The 15454-nt window shown below is 69.9% G+C and carries 13 protein-coding genes, 1 tRNA gene and 1 pseudogene; 4 read left to right on the top strand and 11 right to left on the bottom strand.

Features of this window, described 5'->3' with window-relative positions:
* Window positions 1-71: 71 nt before the first annotated feature.
* The gene (locus AB0M02_RS02870) at window positions 72-923 is read left to right on the top strand and encodes a fused MFS/spermidine synthase (RefSeq protein WP_364220425.1); all 852 of its coding nucleotides are present in this window, start codon (window positions 72-74) and stop codon (window positions 921-923) included.
* A gap of 162 nt (window positions 924-1085) precedes the next feature.
* Window positions 1086-2039: a translation initiation factor 2 gene (locus AB0M02_RS02865; protein ID WP_364220422.1), complete on the top strand. Its 954-nt coding sequence runs from the start codon at window positions 1086-1088 to the stop codon at window positions 2037-2039.
* A 264-nt stretch (window positions 2040-2303) separates the two neighbouring features.
* On the opposite strand, the pseudogene AB0M02_RS02860 reads toward AB0M02_RS02865, so the two are convergent.
* Window positions 2304-3257, bottom strand: a pseudogene (locus AB0M02_RS02860) (TerC/Alx family metal homeostasis membrane protein); the annotation flags it as partial.
* A 9-nt stretch (window positions 3258-3266) separates the two neighbouring features.
* Window positions 3267-3944 carry a pentapeptide repeat-containing protein gene (locus AB0M02_RS02855; RefSeq protein ID WP_364220419.1) on the bottom strand — a complete coding sequence of 226 codons (678 nt, stop codon included), beginning with the start codon at window positions 3942-3944 and terminating at the stop codon, window positions 3267-3269.
* 297 nt (window positions 3945-4241) lie between these two features.
* Between AB0M02_RS02855 and AB0M02_RS02850 the strand changes: the two genes are divergently transcribed.
* Entirely contained in the window at window positions 4242-5447 is a 1206-nt protein-coding gene (locus tag AB0M02_RS02850; RefSeq protein ID WP_364220416.1) for a lamin tail domain-containing protein, read from the top strand.
* On the opposite strand, the gene AB0M02_RS02845 is transcribed toward AB0M02_RS02850, so the two are convergent.
* Window positions 5432-6694 carry an FxsB family cyclophane-forming radical SAM/SPASM peptide maturase gene (locus tag AB0M02_RS02845; protein WP_364220413.1) on the bottom strand — a complete coding sequence of 421 codons (1263 nt, stop codon included), beginning with the start codon at window positions 6692-6694 and terminating at the stop codon, window positions 5432-5434. The genes AB0M02_RS02850 and AB0M02_RS02845 overlap by 16 nt on opposite strands.
* Before the next feature lie 158 nt (window positions 6695-6852).
* Here AB0M02_RS02845 and AB0M02_RS02840 point away from each other — a divergent pair, with 158 nt between their 5' ends.
* A complete protein-coding gene (locus AB0M02_RS02840; protein WP_364220410.1) occupies window positions 6853-8391 on the top strand; it encodes an NAD(P)-binding domain-containing protein in 1539 nt (512 codons plus the stop codon).
* Here AB0M02_RS02840 and AB0M02_RS02835 read toward each other — a convergent pair.
* From AB0M02_RS02835 to AB0M02_RS02800, 8 genes are all read right to left on the bottom strand, one after another.
* Window positions 8375-8974 carry a nitroreductase family protein gene (locus AB0M02_RS02835; RefSeq protein WP_364222499.1) on the bottom strand — a complete coding sequence of 200 codons (600 nt, stop codon included), beginning with the start codon at window positions 8972-8974 and terminating at the stop codon, window positions 8375-8377. The genes AB0M02_RS02840 and AB0M02_RS02835 overlap by 17 nt on opposite strands.
* 121 nt (window positions 8975-9095) lie before the next feature.
* Window positions 9096-10211: a glutamate--cysteine ligase gene (locus AB0M02_RS02830; RefSeq protein WP_364220407.1), complete on the bottom strand. Its 1116-nt coding sequence runs from the start codon at window positions 10209-10211 to the stop codon at window positions 9096-9098.
* A 42-nt stretch (window positions 10212-10253) separates the two neighbouring features.
* Window positions 10254-11393, bottom strand: coding sequence for a M20 family metallopeptidase (locus AB0M02_RS02825; RefSeq protein WP_364220404.1), 1140 nt, complete (start codon window positions 11391-11393; stop codon window positions 10254-10256).
* A gap of 37 nt (window positions 11394-11430) precedes the next feature.
* Complete coding sequence (locus tag AB0M02_RS02820; protein WP_364220401.1) at window positions 11431-11940, bottom strand: carboxymuconolactone decarboxylase family protein; 510 nt, start codon at window positions 11938-11940, stop codon at window positions 11431-11433.
* A 167-nt stretch (window positions 11941-12107) separates the two neighbouring features.
* Window positions 12108-13028, bottom strand: coding sequence for a nucleotidyl transferase AbiEii/AbiGii toxin family protein (locus AB0M02_RS02815; protein ID WP_364220398.1), 921 nt, complete (start codon window positions 13026-13028; stop codon window positions 12108-12110).
* On the bottom strand, window positions 13025-13678 hold the full coding sequence (locus AB0M02_RS02810) for a hypothetical protein (RefSeq protein WP_364220395.1): 654 nt from the start codon (window positions 13676-13678) through the stop codon (window positions 13025-13027). Before AB0M02_RS02810 ends, AB0M02_RS02815 begins: the two co-directional genes overlap by 4 nt.
* A gap of 178 nt (window positions 13679-13856) precedes the next feature.
* Window positions 13857-13930 (bottom strand) — tRNA-Met (locus AB0M02_RS02805).
* A 49-nt stretch (window positions 13931-13979) separates the two neighbouring features.
* A complete protein-coding gene (locus AB0M02_RS02800) occupies window positions 13980-15389 on the bottom strand; it encodes an MFS transporter (RefSeq protein WP_364220392.1) in 1410 nt (469 codons plus the stop codon).
* Window positions 15390-15454: the final 65 nt, after the last annotated feature.

Below are 15454 nucleotides of genomic sequence, written 5' to 3'. Positions count from 1 at the left end.
TCGGGAGTTTCCCGTGTGATCCCTGGGTTCCCTGCGGCGTGCTACCGATTTGCTCCCTGGATACTGGCCCGATGGCACAGCGCAGGACGGCCCGGCGGCGGGTGGAGACGGTCGCCTCGGGCGTCGCCGAGCTGGAGCCCGACCCGGACCGGGACACCGCCTGGACGCTGCTGCTCGACGGCGCGCCGCAGTCGCACGTCGACCTCGCCGACCCTGGTCATCTGCAGTTCGAATACGTGCGGCGGATGGCGTCGGCGCTCGACCTGGCAGCGCCCGCCGGGCGTCCGCTGCGGGCGCTCCACCTGGGCGGCGGCGCGCTCACGCTGCCGCGCTATCTGGCGGCGACCCGGCCCGGCTCACCCCAGCGGGTGGTCGAGATCGACGGACCGCTGGTCGAGCTGGTGCGCCGGGAGCTGCCGTTGGCGGCAAACACCAACATCAGGGTACGCGTCGCCGACGCCCGAGCCGCGGTGGAGGGCATGCGGGACGGCGGTTACGACGTGGTCGTCCTGGATGTGTTCGCCGGTGCCCGTACGCCCGCGCACCTCGCCTCGGCCGAGTTCATCCGGGAGGTGGCCCGGGTGCTGGACCCGGCCGGGTGGCTGATCGCCAACGTGGCCGACGGCCCGCCCCTGCGGCACGCCCGCGCCCAGGCCGCCACGATCCGCGCCGCACTGCCCGAGGCCTGTCTGATCGCCGACGCGGGCGTGCTGCGGGGCCGCCGCTTCGGCAACCTGGTGATGATCGCGGGCCGGGCCCCGCTCCCGATCGCGGAGCTGACCCGGCGCGCGGCGGGCGACTGGTTCCCGGGCCGGGTGGAGACCGACCTTGATCGGTTCGCCGGCGGTGCCGCTCCGGTGCCGGACGCGACGGCGGTCGCCTCCCCGCTGCCGCCGGATGGGCTCTTCAGTAACCGTAAGTAATGGCCTTATGGGCCGATGGTGCAGCTCGGGTTACCGCCTGATGTCGATTTCCAAAGTTAGAGTGTGATTCGCGTCAGGTGACTGGCGACACCCGGGCATGCCCGGCTGTAATCGTTTCGGCCGCGTGTTTTCCATCTCGTGGCGACCACGGGGAAGGCAACCATGTTCCACCAGCACTTCCTGTCCGCAGCGGGCACCGACCTGGGTCCGCTCGACAGTGGCGAGCGGGTGCTCTGGCAAGGCCGCTGCGCCGTCGCCGAGTACGCGTTCGACGAGGAGTCCTCGCTACCGCGCTGGACCCTTCCGGAGGAGACCGACGTCGTCGTCACGGACCGCCGCGTGCGCTATACGTATGCGACCGATGCGACGCTGAGTAGCGGCGAGATGTTCTGGCTCTGGCCGCAGCACCTGCGCGTGCAACCCGGCAACCGGGAGACCGGCAGGACCGCCACGATCACCCAGATCCAGCTGGTCTGCAACGGCCCGGCCGGCAGCTTCCCGGCCCTGGTCTTCGCCGGTGGCGAGCTGGCAACGGTCGGCGACGCGGACCGCCTGGCCAACGTGATCCGGCAGGCCATCGCACGGTTCCGGGTGGAGAACGCCGCCGAGATCGGGGTGCCGACGCCGCAGGCCCGGATGCTGTCGCGGCTGGTGATCGGGCCGGAGTTCACCAACTACCAGGGCGGCAAGGGTCAGACGGTGACGCTGCTCGGCTCGGTGCCGGTGCCCGCGCCCCTCGCCGAGCCCGAGCCGGTCGACGCCCCGGCCGCGGTCTCCTTCACCCAGCCGGCCTCGTTCGAACAGCCCGTCTATGAGCAGCCCGCTTACGAGCAGGTCTCCTACGAGCAGCCGGTTTATCACGAGGCGCCCTACGAGCAGGCTCCGACGTCCGGCGGCCGCGCCTACGCGGAGCGTCCCGGCATCGCCGCCGACGCCATGCGTGCCGAGCAGGCCATCCGCGCCGAGCAGGACAGCCGCTACGCGGAGCCCGACCTGGCCTCGCGCGCCGCGAGCCTGGCCGCCCGGGTCGCGAGCCTGGTGTCGAACTCGCCGGACGAGGGACAGACCACCAACCTCTCGGCGTTCCTCAGCCCGCCGGACAACGAGCGCCGCTGATCAACTCGACGAGGGAGCGAAGCAGCGGCCCTCGGCGACCCGTTCGGCGTGGACCTGGTGCGCCCGGCGCAGCAGGTCCATCAGCTCGGACTCCTGCCGGATCCGCGACCGGTACCGCTCCGGCAGCTGCCGGAGGTTCTCCTCCTCGGTCAGCAGCCGGTGGTAGATCTCGTCGCAGTACGCCGGGTCGGTCTCGATGTCGAGGAACTCGGTGGCGTGCCGGCGCGCCGCGGTGACCGAGGTGCGTGCCCGCCCCTTCGGGCTCAGCAGCGACGCCACCACAGTGATCACCAGCACGCCGATGATGATGCCCAGCGAGACCGCGGTGGGGATCTCGGTCACGTCGACCGGCTCGCCGCCGTTGATGAACGGCACGTTGTTCTCGTGCAGGGCGTGCAGGACCAGCTTCACGCCGATCAGCGCGAGGATCGCGGCGAGACCGTACGACAGGAAGACGAGGCGGTCGAGCAGCCCGTCGATCAGGAAGTAGAGCTGCCGGAGCCCGAGCAGTGAGAACGCCGTCGCGGTGAAGACCAGGTAGACGTTCTGGGTGAGCCCGAAGATGGCCGGGATCGAGTCCAGGGCGAACAGGATGTCGGTGCCGCCGATCGCGACCATGACCAGCAGCATCGGGGTCAGCACCCGGCGGCCGTCCTGATACGTGAACAGCTTGTCCCCGTCGTACGTGTCCGAGGTGCGCAGGAACCGGCGGGCCAGCCGGATGATGATGTTGTCCGGCGCCGCGTCCTCGTCCTCGTGCTTCTCCCGCAGCAGGTTGCCCGCGGTGACCAGCAGGATCAGCCCGAAGATGTAGAAGATCCAGGCGAACGAGTTGATCAGCGCGGCGCCGAGCAGGATGAACCCGGTCCGCGCCAGCAGCGACACCACGATGCCGAAGAGCAGCACCTTCTGCTGGTCCGCGCGCGGCACCTTGAAGCTGCTCAGCAGCAGCAGGAAGACGAAGAGGTTGTCGACCGAGAGGGCTTCCTCGGTGATGTACCCCGCGAAGTACTCCGCGCCCATGGTGGAGCCGCCGAACACCCAGACGCCCACGCCGAAGAGGATCGCGATCGACACGTAGATCGAGGTCCACAGTGACGCCTCGCGCAGCGTCGGGATGTGTGCCTTGCGGACGTGGAAGAAGAAGTCGAAAAGCAGGAGTCCGACGATGAAGGCTACGGTCAGGACCCACACGACACCGGAGACCTGCTGCTGCATGCGTACATCCTAGGGGTGATCGGCGCCGGTCACTGCGGAGCGCAACTGCGACGCGGTGAGAAACAGCGCACCCTCCAGGTTCGCTCCCCGCAGATCCGCGCCGCGCAGGTCGGCGCCGGTGAAGTCGGCCCGGCGCAGGTCCGCACCGCTGAGGTCGGCACCGATCAGCAGCGCACCGCGGAAGCTCGCGCCGCGCAGGTCCGCACCGCGCAGCCGGCGGCCGATCAGGTGCGCACCGCTGTGGTCCGCCCGGCGGCCGGCGACCCGGGACCGGGCCATCTCGCTGGCCCGGCGCAGCAGCGGGTTCACCCTCGCGCGGTACGCGTCCACGTCGAATCCCCGCAGCTCGGCGGGGTTCCCGGCGGCTAGCGCATCGGTCTCGTCGAGGGCCGCCCGCAGTTTCGGATGCAGCCGCCGCGCCTCGTCCAGCCGCAGCGCCTCGGTGAGGAACCACATCAGCTCGTGCAGCTGCCGCACGATCGGCAGCAGCGCGAACATGTCACCGGCCAGGTCCGGCGCGGACCGCCAGTCGCGCCCGCCGAACGTCTCCTGCGTGATCCGCTGTCCGGCGCCGAAGCAGTCGAAGACCACGCAGCCCTTGAAGCCGCGCTGCGGCAGCACCTCGTGGATGCCGCACCGGAATTCGTCGTTCAGATTCCGGCACGGACGCCCAGCGGGCTTGTCCACGGCGAAATCGGAGGACTTGGCGAATGCCGGGGCAACGCAACAAAGTGCGGCACACCGGGTGCAGTCGGCAGCCAGGAGGGTCATCTCTTCCTTTCTGGTGGCACGGATGCCTTTCCCGTTACTTTACCCAATCCACCTTGCAGCCATATTGACCTGCAGTTTCGACCACTTCTGCGACGCTGAGGTCACGGCAACCGGCCAGCGGGTAAGGTCCCGGAGGGATTTAGACAAAGGCGCGGAGGACCATTAATGCAGACACGACCGAAAACTATTTTCGGCGTCAGTACCGCCATCGGTGTGCTCACTGCCACTGCGTTTCTCGCGCCCTCTCCGGCGTTCGCGGCCGACGCTCCGACCTTCGACAAGATCCCGGTCGCGAACGGCTTCAACACCGACGATCCGGTCGTCCTCACCGGCACCGCGGAGCCCGGGGACACCGTCACCCTGTACGAGGACGCGTACAACTGGGCGTCCGGATTCACCCAGGCTGAACTGGCGACGCACCCCGCGCCGGACTACAACAACGGCAGCGGCGGCACCTATCCGGCGGTCACCACCACGGCCAACAGCTCGGGCCGCTGGACCATCAGGCGGCCGATGGACTCCGGTCACATCATGATGGTCGGCACCAACGACGGGTACTCGAACATGCGCTACGCCGCGGTGCGGGTGCAGACCGTCTTCTCGGCCACCGCGAACGGCGCCAACTCGGTCAGCCTGCAGGTCAGCGTCAACCCGGGCCAGCCCAACCTGCCGGTGGTGTTCCAGCGGTACACCAGCACCGGATGGGTCGCCGTCGACGCCGGCACGACCACCGGAACCGGCGACGTCGGGTACGGCAACACGGTCTCCGGACAGCCGGCCGGAACGCCGTGGTACCGGGCGTACGTCGGCAAGGACAACCAGTTCGCCGACGAGACCAACCTGATCATCGCCAACTACTCGGCCAGCCTGCAGGTGACGGTCACCGGCACCGCCGGCGGGGCCACCCCGGCGCCGTCCGGCGGCAACCCGACCCCGAACCCGGCGATCGCCGACCCGGGCTCGCAGCCGAACCCGAACCCCACCCCCACGCCGTCACCGACGAAACCCGGCAACCCGACGCCGAACCCGTCCAACCCGGGCACTCCGGCGGCCGGTTCCGTCCAGTTCAGCCGGATCCAGTACAACGCGCCCGGCACGGACAGCACCAAGAACTCCAGCATCGTCGGCGAGTACTTCCGGCTCACCAACAAGACCAAGAAGGCCGTCAACCTGAACGGCTGGACGGTTCGTGACCGGGCCGGCAACCTCTACCGGTTCGGGAGCTACTCGCTGGCCGCCGGCCGGAGCGTGCTCGTCCGCACCGGCAAGGGCACCAACACCAGCACGACCCGGTTCTGGGGCAAGACCAAGCACGTCTGGAACAACGGCGGCGACACGGCCACCCTGCGGACCAACGGCAACAAGACGATCGACACCTGCCGCTGGAGCACCGCCGGCAAGGGTTACACCGCCTGCTGACCTCCGGGTCTGTTCCGTTCTCGCAGGTCGGCGGCCACTCGCTCGCGCACGTGCCGGAGGAAGAGCCACAGGTCGGTGCAGTACACCGACGGTGCGCGGAACCCGGCACCCCGGCGGTAGCGGTGGGCGTAGTGGCCGCCGCCGCAGATTGCGACCGCCGGGCAGGACCGGCATTCCGTGCCGAGCGCCGCGCGGCCGATCTGCCGGGCCACCACACCCGGGTCGTCGAGGGCGGCGTCCAGGTCGTCGCGGAACACGTCGAGGCCGGTCGCGCAGGCGCCCGGATACGCCGTCTTCAGCGCGTCCACCTGTTCGATCGTCCCGTCCGACTCGACCACGAGCACGGCCGACGGGCTCAGGCCCAGCTGTTCTCCCCGGCTCGAGCCGCCCAGCACAAGGCTGATCGCGTCGTCGAAGAGCCGGATCCGGGGTGGGGCGGGTTCGGCGTACCAGCGGTCGAAGACGGCGATCAGCCATCGGGCATAGGCGTCGGTGCGGCCATCCGGCCGCGAGGGCGGCGCCGCCCAGTTCGCGTGCGGCAGGAGGAGGTCGATCGCGGGCGGTGCGAAACCGGCGAGCTGCTCATAGCAGCTGATCGGATCGCTGCCGGGTGCGATGGTGCAGAGAATTCCGGCGTACGCGAAAAGGTTCTCCGGTCTTCTCAAGATCGACAGCCCGCGCTCGACCGCGGCGAAACTGCCCCGCCCGTCCGGTGTCCGCCGATGCCGATCGTGGACCGCGGCCACCCCGTCGACGCTGACCCCCACACGGATCCCGTGCTCGACCAGCGTCGCCACCGTCGGCTCGTCGAGGAGCACGCCGTTGGTCTGCATGCCGATCTCCACGTCGCAGCCCGCCGGGAACGCCGCACGCACCCGCTCCGCCAGCCGCGCCAGGCGCTTCCGCCCGTAGAGAAGCGGCTCACCACCGTGCAGCACGACCCTGGCCCGCTCCAGCCCATGGCGCCGGGCGTGCTCCGCGAACCGGCCGATCGCCGCGTCCCGCACCTCGTCCGGCATGACCCGGGGCCGATCCCGCCAGCTCTGGTCCACCGCCTCGTAGACATAGCAGTAGTCACAGGCCAGGTTGCAGCGCTGATGGACCTTCAGCACGAGCTCGCGGAACGGCACCGGGCGCCATCCCGCCGCTCGCAGCCCCGCGACGTCCAACTCCGCGTACGGCCACGGCGCCGCGACGGCCTGAGCCGCCCGGACCCGGGTGATCCCGGCCATCGCCACTTGCCGCACGCCCCCTCCCCCGTTCCGGCCGTCAACTGTGACGCTACTTTTCCCCGGCCAGACCACTCCGCAGCGAACCTGTGGCCGGATCCACACCCGACAGCCCCGCGGAAAGAGAGCACGATGGAATAAGACGTCGGCGTGCGCAGTCACCGATCGTCGACTCCATGCGCGAGCACCGCTACCTCATCGTCGGCGGCGGGCCAGCAGGCCTGCAGCTCAGCTACTACCTACAGCGTCAGGGCGCGGATTACCTGACCCTGGAACGGGCCGCGGAACCCGGGGAGTTCTTCCGTACGTATCCCCGGCACCGCCGGCTGATCTCTCTGAACAAGGTGCACACCGACAGCACGGAACCGGAGATCCGGCTGCGCTGGGACTGGAACTCGCTGCTCAACGACTCCCCCGAGCTGCTGTTCCCCAAGTTCAGCGACGAGTACTTCCCGTCCGCCGACGACCTGGTGCGCTATCTGGCGGAGTTCCAGCGGGTGCACGGCCTGAACGTCCGCTACGACAGCCAGGTGACCCGCATCACCAAGGACGGTGACCGCTTCACGGCGACCACCTCCGACGGCACCGTGCACCGCGCCGAGTGCCTGATCGTGGCCACCGGCTGGACGCTGCCGTACGTGCCACCGATCCCCGGCATCGAACTGGCCACCGGCTACGAGACGATGGACGTGGACCCGGCCGGGTACGCCGGCCAGCGTGTTCTGATCATCGGGAAGGGCAACTCGGCGTTCGAGACGGCGTCCGCGCTACTGCCGAAGGCGTCGATGATCCACCTGGCGAGCCGCCGGCCGCTGAAGCTCGCGTGGAACACCAAGCACCCGGGCCACGTCCGCGGGCACTACGGCGCTCTGCTCGACAGCTACCAGTTCAAGACGCTGCACTCGGTGCTCGACTGCACCGTCGACCGGATCGAGAGGGTGGGCGGCCGGTTCCGGGCGCACATCACGTACACCCACGCCGAGGGCGAGACCGCGGTCATGGACTACGACCGGGTGCTGCGCTGCACCGGCTTCCGGATGGACACGTCGCTGTTCGACGAGGCCTGCCGGCCGGAGATGGTCCGCGACGGGCGGATGCCCGGACTGCGGCCCGACTGGCAGTCGGTGAACGTCGACAACCTGTACTTCGCCGGCACCATCGCGCAGGACCGCGACGTGCAGCACGCGTCGTCGCCGTTCATCGACGGCTTCCGGTACAACCTGCGAACCTTCACCCGGATGCTGCGCGAGCGGTACGAGAGCGTGCCGATGCCCCGGGCCGACGCGCCCGCCACCCCGACCGGCCTGGCCGCGCTCATGCTCGACCGGGTCAACTGGAGCTCGGCGCTGTGGACCCAGTTCGAGTACCTGTGCGACGCCTACGTCCGGACCCCCGGCGGTTTCACGCACTACGAGGACCTGCCCGAGGACTATGCCGTCGAGCGGTTCGCCGGTGAGCCGCACTGGTACACCCTGGCCCTGCGCTGGGGGCGCGACGAATACGGCGACGTCTTCGCCATCGAACGGCGACCACGCCCCGAGGTGGCGGCCGAGAGCGCCTTCATCCACCCGGTGATCCGCCGCTACCGTGGCGCCGAACTCGTCGAGGAGCTGCACCTGCTGGAGGACCTGCTGGCCGAGTGGCGCCGCCCGGACCGTCACGTCGAACCACTCGAGGCGTTCCTGACCAGGGACCTGGTCATCGGCGGATCATGATCTCGTCGAGCGGCTTGCGGGACAGATCCGGCACCCGCGCGTCCCGGGCCGGGTAACCGACCGGCATCACCACGTACGGCCGTTCCTCCGGCGGCCGGTCGCAGACCTCGTTGAGGAACCGCATCGGGCTCGGCGTGTGCGTCAGCGTGACGAGCCCGGCGTGGTGCAGCGCGGTGAGCAGCAGCCCGACGGCGATGCCGACCGACTCCTTCGGGTAGTACGGCTTCGGGCTGTTCGGGCCCTGGTGCACCTCGAACACGACGATGACCACCGGCGCCTCGGTGAGGAACGGCTTGTGCCAGTCGGTGCCGATCGGCGCCAGCGCGTCGAGCCACTCCTGCGACGCCCGCCGGCGGTAGAACTCGCGTTCCTCGGCCTCGGCGGCCTCCCGCAGCCGGCGTTTGCGCTCCGGGTCGGTCAGCACGACGAACCGCCACGGCTGGACGTTCGCACCGCTCGGAGCGGTCGAGGCGGCCCGGATCGCCGCCTCGATCACCGCTTCGGGCACCGGGTCACCCGCGAAGTCACGCACCGACCGGCGCTGCGCCATGCGATCGGCGAACGCCTGGACGGCGGCGGTCATGTCGGCGGTGGAGCGCCGTTCGACAGTGACGGGAATCGTCGGTAGCCGTACCGCATCGGTCACCTTCGCCTCCTCGCGAGATCCGGTCAGTCCAGCATGGCCGGTCCGGAGGCCCACGTCGTTATGCGACCGTGCTCTCTTGCGGCACTCCGGCCACCAGCTGGTCGGCGAGTTCGTCGACGACGTCGCCGAGCTCGCCCCGGCGCGCTGCCGCGGCACGCTGCCGGGTGGCGCCGTCGCCGTCCCGCACCAGCGCGGCCAGCCAGGCGTCCACCCGGTCGCTGTCGCCCGCGTCGGCCAGCGCCGGCCGGACCGTCTCGGCCAGCCGCCCGGCGAGCTCCGCAGCCGGGTGCAGGCGGCCGGTGAGCACGTCGACGCCGTGCCCGGCCATACCGTCGCGGGCGGCTCGCCAGTAGGCCAGCCGCAGCAGGTCGGGACTGAGCAGCGGCCCGGCGTCGCCCCTGTCGACGGCCTCGCCCGCGGTCACGACCAGGGCCCGCACCAGCGCGGCCAGGGCGGCGGACTCGGCGGCGGTCGCCGGCACGTCGGAGACGCGGACCTCCACGGTCGGCTGGTGCGCCGACAGCCGTACGTCCCAGAAGACCGTGCCGTGATCGACCAGCGCGCCCGCGTCCAGCAGCAGGTCCACGTGGGCGTCGTACTCGGCGGCGGAGACGACGTACGGCGGCGGCCCGGCGACCGGCCACCGCTGCCAGGTCACACCGCGCCAGCTGGCGAAGCCGGTGTCGCGCTGCAGCCAGTACGGCGAGTTCGCGGTGAGCGCGAGCAGCACCGGCAGGTGTGCTCGCAGGTGGTTGGCGATCCGCGCGCCGCGGTCCCGGTCCGGCTCCTCGACGTGGACGTGCACGGCGCAGATGGCCAGGTCGTCGTGGAGCCCCCGGAACATCGCGTTGCCGCGGTCCTGCCGGGGCCCCACGGTGATCGGCGGCGGCACGTGCCGCCCGAGCAGCGGCGAACCGCTGGCGATCAGCCGCAGGCCGTCCGTCGCCGCCGCGTCCCGGATCGCGGCACGCCCACCATCCAGCTGGGCATGCAGCTCACCCACGGTGTGACAGGGATCGGTACGCGTCTCGACCTGGAGTTCGGTTATCTCGCCACCGACCCGGCGGCCGAGAACCGGCCGGGCCCGCTCGACAACGACCGCCGCTTCCGGAACGACCTCACCGCCGGCGTCGACGACCAGGAACTCCTCTTCCACGCCCACCCGCAAACCCATGCGTCACCCCTCGCTGTCGGTCCTTTGCCGACAGTGGCGACCCTATCGAAACGCCGGACTTATCGCGGTCAACCGGTCGACGAGTCCGGCCAGCAGGGCGGTGCGCTCCGGCATCCGGCGCAGGTCGACGTACTCGTCCCGGGCGTGCGACCCGCCACCGACCGCGCCGAGACCGTCCAGAGTGGGCACGCCGAGCGCCGCGGTGAAGTTGCCGTCGGACGCACCGGCGGCGTGCGCGCCTTCCGGCGGCGACACCCCGATGCTCCGCGCGACCTCCCGCGTCGCATCCAGCAGCGGCTGGGCCAGCTCGGCCACCATCGGATGCCGGTTGATCCCGCCGTCCACCCACAGCGCCGCCTCGGGCAGCCGGGGTACGAGCCCGCGGATGGCCTGGTCCACCCGTTCCAGCTCGGCACCGGTCCAGGCGCGCACGTCGACGGCGACGCTGGCCTGTTCCGGGACGGTGTTCGTGGTGGTGCCGCCGGACAGCACCGTCGGGGTGACCGAGGTGTCACCGCCGTTGGCCGCGCCGAGAGCGAGCAGGGTGAGCACCTGGTGCGCCACCTCCACGGTCGCGTTGACGCCCCGGTGCGGCTCGGCACCGGCGTGCGCCGCCCGGCCGCGGACCGTGAGGCGGTACACGGAACCGCCCTTGCGGGCGACCTTCACGTGCCCCTCGGCGGTGCTCGGCTCGCAGACCAGGACCGCGCCGGACCGGCCGGCCTCCCGCTCGATGAGCCCGCGCGAGGTGACCGAGCCGGACTCCTCGTCGCCGGTGAGCAGCACCCCGATGTGCGAGGTGTCAGCCAGCAGGCTCAGCGCCGCGAACATCTGCACGATGCCGGCCTTCATGTCGCAGACGCCCGGCCCGGTGGCGATGTCGTCGATGACGGTGAACGGGCGGGCCCGTACGGTGCCGGCCGGCCAGACGGTGTCGTAGTGGCCGAGCAGCAGCACCCGCTGCCGCGCGGCCGGCCAGAGCAGGTGGGGAACGCCGTCCACGACGACCCGCCGGGCAGGCCGGCCGAGCACTTCCTCACCCCAGCCGGCCAGCAGGTCCGCGCACGCCGACAGGTGCGGCAGGGACCCGGGCGCGGACTCGCACGAGACGAGCGTTTCCAAACGGTGCAGCATCGCGGGAGACATGCTGCGAGCAGCGGCAAACAGGTCGTTCGCGGTCATGCCTCACGATCGCAGCGGCGCTGCCGGCCGCGCATCCTCACGATTGCGGGATGCCGTATCCCTCGTGCACGATCCGCTCGGCCATCGGCGCGTAGTCCTCAGCAGCCGCGGGCGCGAACGTGCCGAGGCCGTCGACGTAGCGGTTGTACATGCAGAACGCGGCGGCGATGAGCACGGTGTCGTGCAGCTCGACGTCGGTGGCACCCTCGGCACGGGCGGCTTCGATGAGCTGCGGAGTCACGGCGCGCCCGGTCTGCTGCACCGCTCCGGCGACACGCAACAGAGCCTTCAGTTTCGCCGACACCGGTGCGCTGTCGAGATCCGCGCGAACCCGCGCCACGATCGACGAGCCGTCCTCGACGTCGGCCGCCGCGTACTGAGCAACCGCGAACGCTGTGTGCGACGAGCAGCAGAAGTTGCACTCGTTGAGCCCCGACACATACGCCGCGATCAGCTCCCGCTCCGCCGCCGGCAACGAGTTCGGCGCCCGCAACAGCACCTCAGCCAGCGCGTTGAGCGGCCCAGCGGTCTCCGGCCGAAACGCCATCGGCCCAGTGATCCCAGGAAATTCCTTCTCGTCAACACCCAGCTCGATATAAGCCATACGGCACCCTGGCACGCCCCCGCGAGCCCGACTTCTCCGAAAGTGCTCGATCTCCGGCATGCGAAGAGCCCCGATCCCGCGGACCGGGCCTCATGCTCGCACCACTGAGATCAATCTGTCGTCCAGCTCCGCGACGTTGGGCTCCAAGAGCCAACGGCTGTTCCGTCGAGAACGGTGTCGAAGATCTGGCTTGCGAGGTTTGTGGCGGTGACGAAATCAGGAGCTGGCCCGGGTGCCTCGGCCGCGACCTTCGGGTAGCGGGTGGCCCAGCCGGCCATGTCGGGGACGGTGAATCTTTCCGGAAGCTCGATCCTGCGCATCGCGGCGTTGCTGACCACGGCCGCCCTCAGCGCGGCGGCCTGGACAGTCTGCGTGCTGGCGATGATGGCGATGTCGACGAGGTCCTTGACCCGACTGCTGCTCGCTGGTTGACCGGCGCGGGCGTAGGAACCGACCGTCGCGCAGAGTTTGTCGGCGAGGTGATCGGCGATGGGGAAGACGCGATACCGCGGTCGGATGAGTCCTTCGATTTCGAGCGGTGTCAGGGGAGCGACGATGTCCGGAGTGCCGGTCATGACGGTGCCGACCACCACGTCGATGTGGAAGCTGGCGAATGCCGTCGGGCCAAGTCGTGCGTTGACGTGGACTCTGGCTCCTTTCGCCTCTTCCTGCAGGGGTGCAACGCGGATGATGTCGAAGGTGAAGTGATCGCCGAGTTTGAGCTGGAGCGCCGCTCGTAGTGCGTTGACGGCATACTCGGCGTCGGCGTCGTCGACGCTGAGGAAGACGTCGAGGTCTTTGCTGTGCCGGGCGGTGGTCAGGCGGGCCAGCAACGCTCCGGCGCCCTTGAGGACCCAGTGGTCTCGCTCGGGCGAGATGAACAGTCGGGCGAGCGCCCGGTCGTACGCGAACTGGCGTTGGAGTTCGTCAAGCCGATAGCGCTGGTCGGTGCGCGCGATCTGCCCGAAGCGTTCCTTGAGCGCGGTCCGGAACGCCGTCGGTGTCGTGTACCGGAAGGTTGACCCGGTCATCGTGTCGGCCCGTCGCCGGCGAGTAGTTGAGCAAAGGTTCCCGAGTCGGGGTGACCGTAGGCGGCTGCGTGAGACGCGGCGATAACGTCCAGCTCATCTCGATGGAGCAGGCCGAGGTTCAGGGCGTCCCACACGACCTGCGCGACGGCGGATTCGTCCTCTCCGTCGGCAAGCAGATCGTCGATTATTGCCGGCACGGTGCGCGTCGGTAGCCCATCCCAAAGCTCCCAGCTATCGGGGCCGAGATGTGAACGCACGCGGAGCTTGATGTCGGTACGACGGGGCCGTAGCCGCTTGGCGGTGAAGAACTCGTGCTCGTGCGGTATCAGGTCGCCCAGCCCCCGCAGATGCGCCGCACTGCGGTGGCTGATGACTGCATCCGGGATGCCGGCGGTGCGTTCATGCCACGGCTTCGCTCCGCCGAGTTGCAACCAGGCGGCGCGCAGCGGATCCCGCTCGGGGTCTTCGGGAGCCCCCGCCAGCCGGTACACCCGCGTTGCCTGATCCGCAACGACAAGCGTGCCATCATCGATCAGCCGCTTTAGATCTTGGCGTGAAACGCCAAGCCCACGCGCTTGACCCGCGGTGATCATTCCCCACTGCCCACTGGTCGTAGGACTGATCGCGATCATCGCCGTACGCCGAGACATGGAGCAACCGTAACACCAAAGTAACAAACGCTCCACACGCACGCCCATCGCTCTAAGCGCGCCCGTCGCTCTAAGCGCGCCCGTCGTAACGTGGGGGTCTGGGAGCTCGGCCCCCAGGCAGATATGCGAAGAGCCCCCCGGTCCGCGCATTCCGCGGACAGGAGGGCCCCAGGGCTAGTAGCGGGGACAGGATTTGAACCTGCGACCTCTGGGTTATGAGCCCAGCGAGCTACCGAGCTGCTCCACCCCGCGTCGGTAGGTAAAGCTTAGCTCGTAGTTCACCGGGCTGTCGCACCGCCCCCTAGGAAGTGCGGGAACGCCTGGTCAGCAGGGGTGCAAGGTTGAGGAGAAGGCCGGCGACGGCAACCCCCGTCACCAAGCCGAAGCCGGGGCGGAAAGCGGTGAAGTCAGCCGCGGTGGCGACCAGGGCCGTGACCACGGCGAGCACCAGCGCCGTGCCCACCTGGCCGGAGGACTGCACCAGGCCGGACGCCAGGCCCTGCTCCGAGTCGTCGATGCCGTCCGTCGCCTGGGCCATGATCGAGCTGAAGCCGAAGGCGAAGCCGCCGCCGAGCAGGAGCATGGCGGGCAGGATGGTGAGCAGGTACTCGGGGCGGTCGCCCGCGGTGGCCAGGAACCAGAGATAGCCGGCGCTGAGCGACACCATCGCGGTGACGATGAGCCGGCCGGTGCCGTACCGGTCGATGAGGCGGCCCATGAACGGGGAGCTGAACGCGACGAGCAGGCCGGCGGGCAGCAGCGCGAGGGCCATCCGCAGCGGTTCCCAGTGCAGGACGTCCTGCAGGTACAGGGTCATCATGAACTGGAAGCTGACGTACGAGCCGAGCAGCGCGATCATGCTGAGGTTGGCACGGACGACGGCGCCCATCCGGAGGATGCCGAGGCGGACGAGTGGGTGCCGTACGCGGTTCTCGGTCATGACGAACGCGGCGAGCGAGATGACCGCGAGCGCCGCGATGGTGAGCGTGAGCGGGTCGAGCCAGCCGCGGGCGGGTGCGGTGACCACCCCGTACACGGCAAGGAGCATGCCCGCGGTGAGGGTGACCGCGCCGATCAGATCGTGACCGCCGCCGTCGGCGGGGCGGTCGCGCGGGATCAGCCGGTGCCCGGCGACCAGCGCGGCGAGGGCGAGTGGCACCGGGACCAGGAACGTCCAGCGCCAGCCGAGGCTGGTGAGCAGGCCACCGAGGATCAGGCCGGAGGAGTATCCGCTGGCACCGAACACCGTGAAGATCGAGAGCGCCCGGTTGCGGGCGGGTCCCTCGGGGAACGTCGTGGTGAGGATGCTCATGGCGGTCGGCGCGGTGAAGGCGGCCGCGAGGCCCTTCACGAAGCGGGTGGCGATGAGCAGCGCGCCGTCGTCGACCAGGCCGCCGATCAGGGACGCCACGGTGAAGACGCCGAGCGCCACGAGGAAGACACGACGGCGGCCCAGCAGGTCGGCGGTGCGGCCGCCGAGGAGCAGCAGGCCGCCGTACCCGAGAACGTAGCCGTTGACGATCCACTGCAGCGAGGTGGTGGAGAGGCCGAGTTCGGCACCGATCGAGGGCAGCGCCACTCCGACCATCGACACGTCGAGCCCGTCGAGGAAGAGGACGCCGCACAGCACCGCGAGGACACCCCAGAGCCGCGGGGTCCAGCGATGGCCCAGGTCTTCCGGCGCCCTGGCGACCGAGTCAGTGATAGTCACGCCGCGACACTAGATGCGCGTGCATCTAATGTCCAAGCATTGGATTCGTACGCAAATAATTCTTG

It is taken from the genome of Actinoplanes sp. NPDC051861, assembly GCF_040681145.1.
Lineage (GTDB): Bacteria > Actinomycetota > Actinomycetes > Mycobacteriales > Micromonosporaceae > Actinoplanes.
Note: the sequence above shows the minus strand (reverse complement) of the source record. Positions and strands in the feature narration are given on the sequence as shown.

Coding starts and splice junctions, on each gene's coding strand:
- AB0M02_RS02865 (WP_364220422.1), top strand. CDS start 1,086: ATGTTCCACCAGCACTTCCTGTCCGCAGCGGGCACCGACCTGGGTCCG.
- AB0M02_RS02835 (WP_364222499.1), bottom strand. CDS start 8,974: ATGACCGCCGCCGTCCAGGCGTTCGCCGATCGCATGGCGCAGCGCCGG.
- AB0M02_RS02820 (WP_364220401.1), bottom strand. CDS start 11,940: ATGGCGTTTCGGCCGGAGACCGCTGGGCCGCTCAACGCGCTGGCTGAG.
- AB0M02_RS02815 (WP_364220398.1), bottom strand. CDS start 13,028: ATGACCGGGTCAACCTTCCGGTACACGACACCGACGGCGTTCCGGACC.
- AB0M02_RS02825 (WP_364220404.1), bottom strand. CDS start 11,393: ATGACCGCGAACGACCTGTTTGCCGCTGCTCGCAGCATGTCTCCCGCG.
- AB0M02_RS02870 (WP_364220425.1), top strand. CDS start 72: ATGGCACAGCGCAGGACGGCCCGGCGGCGGGTGGAGACGGTCGCCTCG.
- AB0M02_RS02840 (WP_364220410.1), top strand. CDS start 6,853: ATGCGCGAGCACCGCTACCTCATCGTCGGCGGCGGGCCAGCAGGCCTG.
- AB0M02_RS02830 (WP_364220407.1), bottom strand. CDS start 10,211: ATGGGTTTGCGGGTGGGCGTGGAAGAGGAGTTCCTGGTCGTCGACGCC.
- AB0M02_RS02810 (WP_364220395.1), bottom strand. CDS start 13,678: ATGTCTCGGCGTACGGCGATGATCGCGATCAGTCCTACGACCAGTGGG.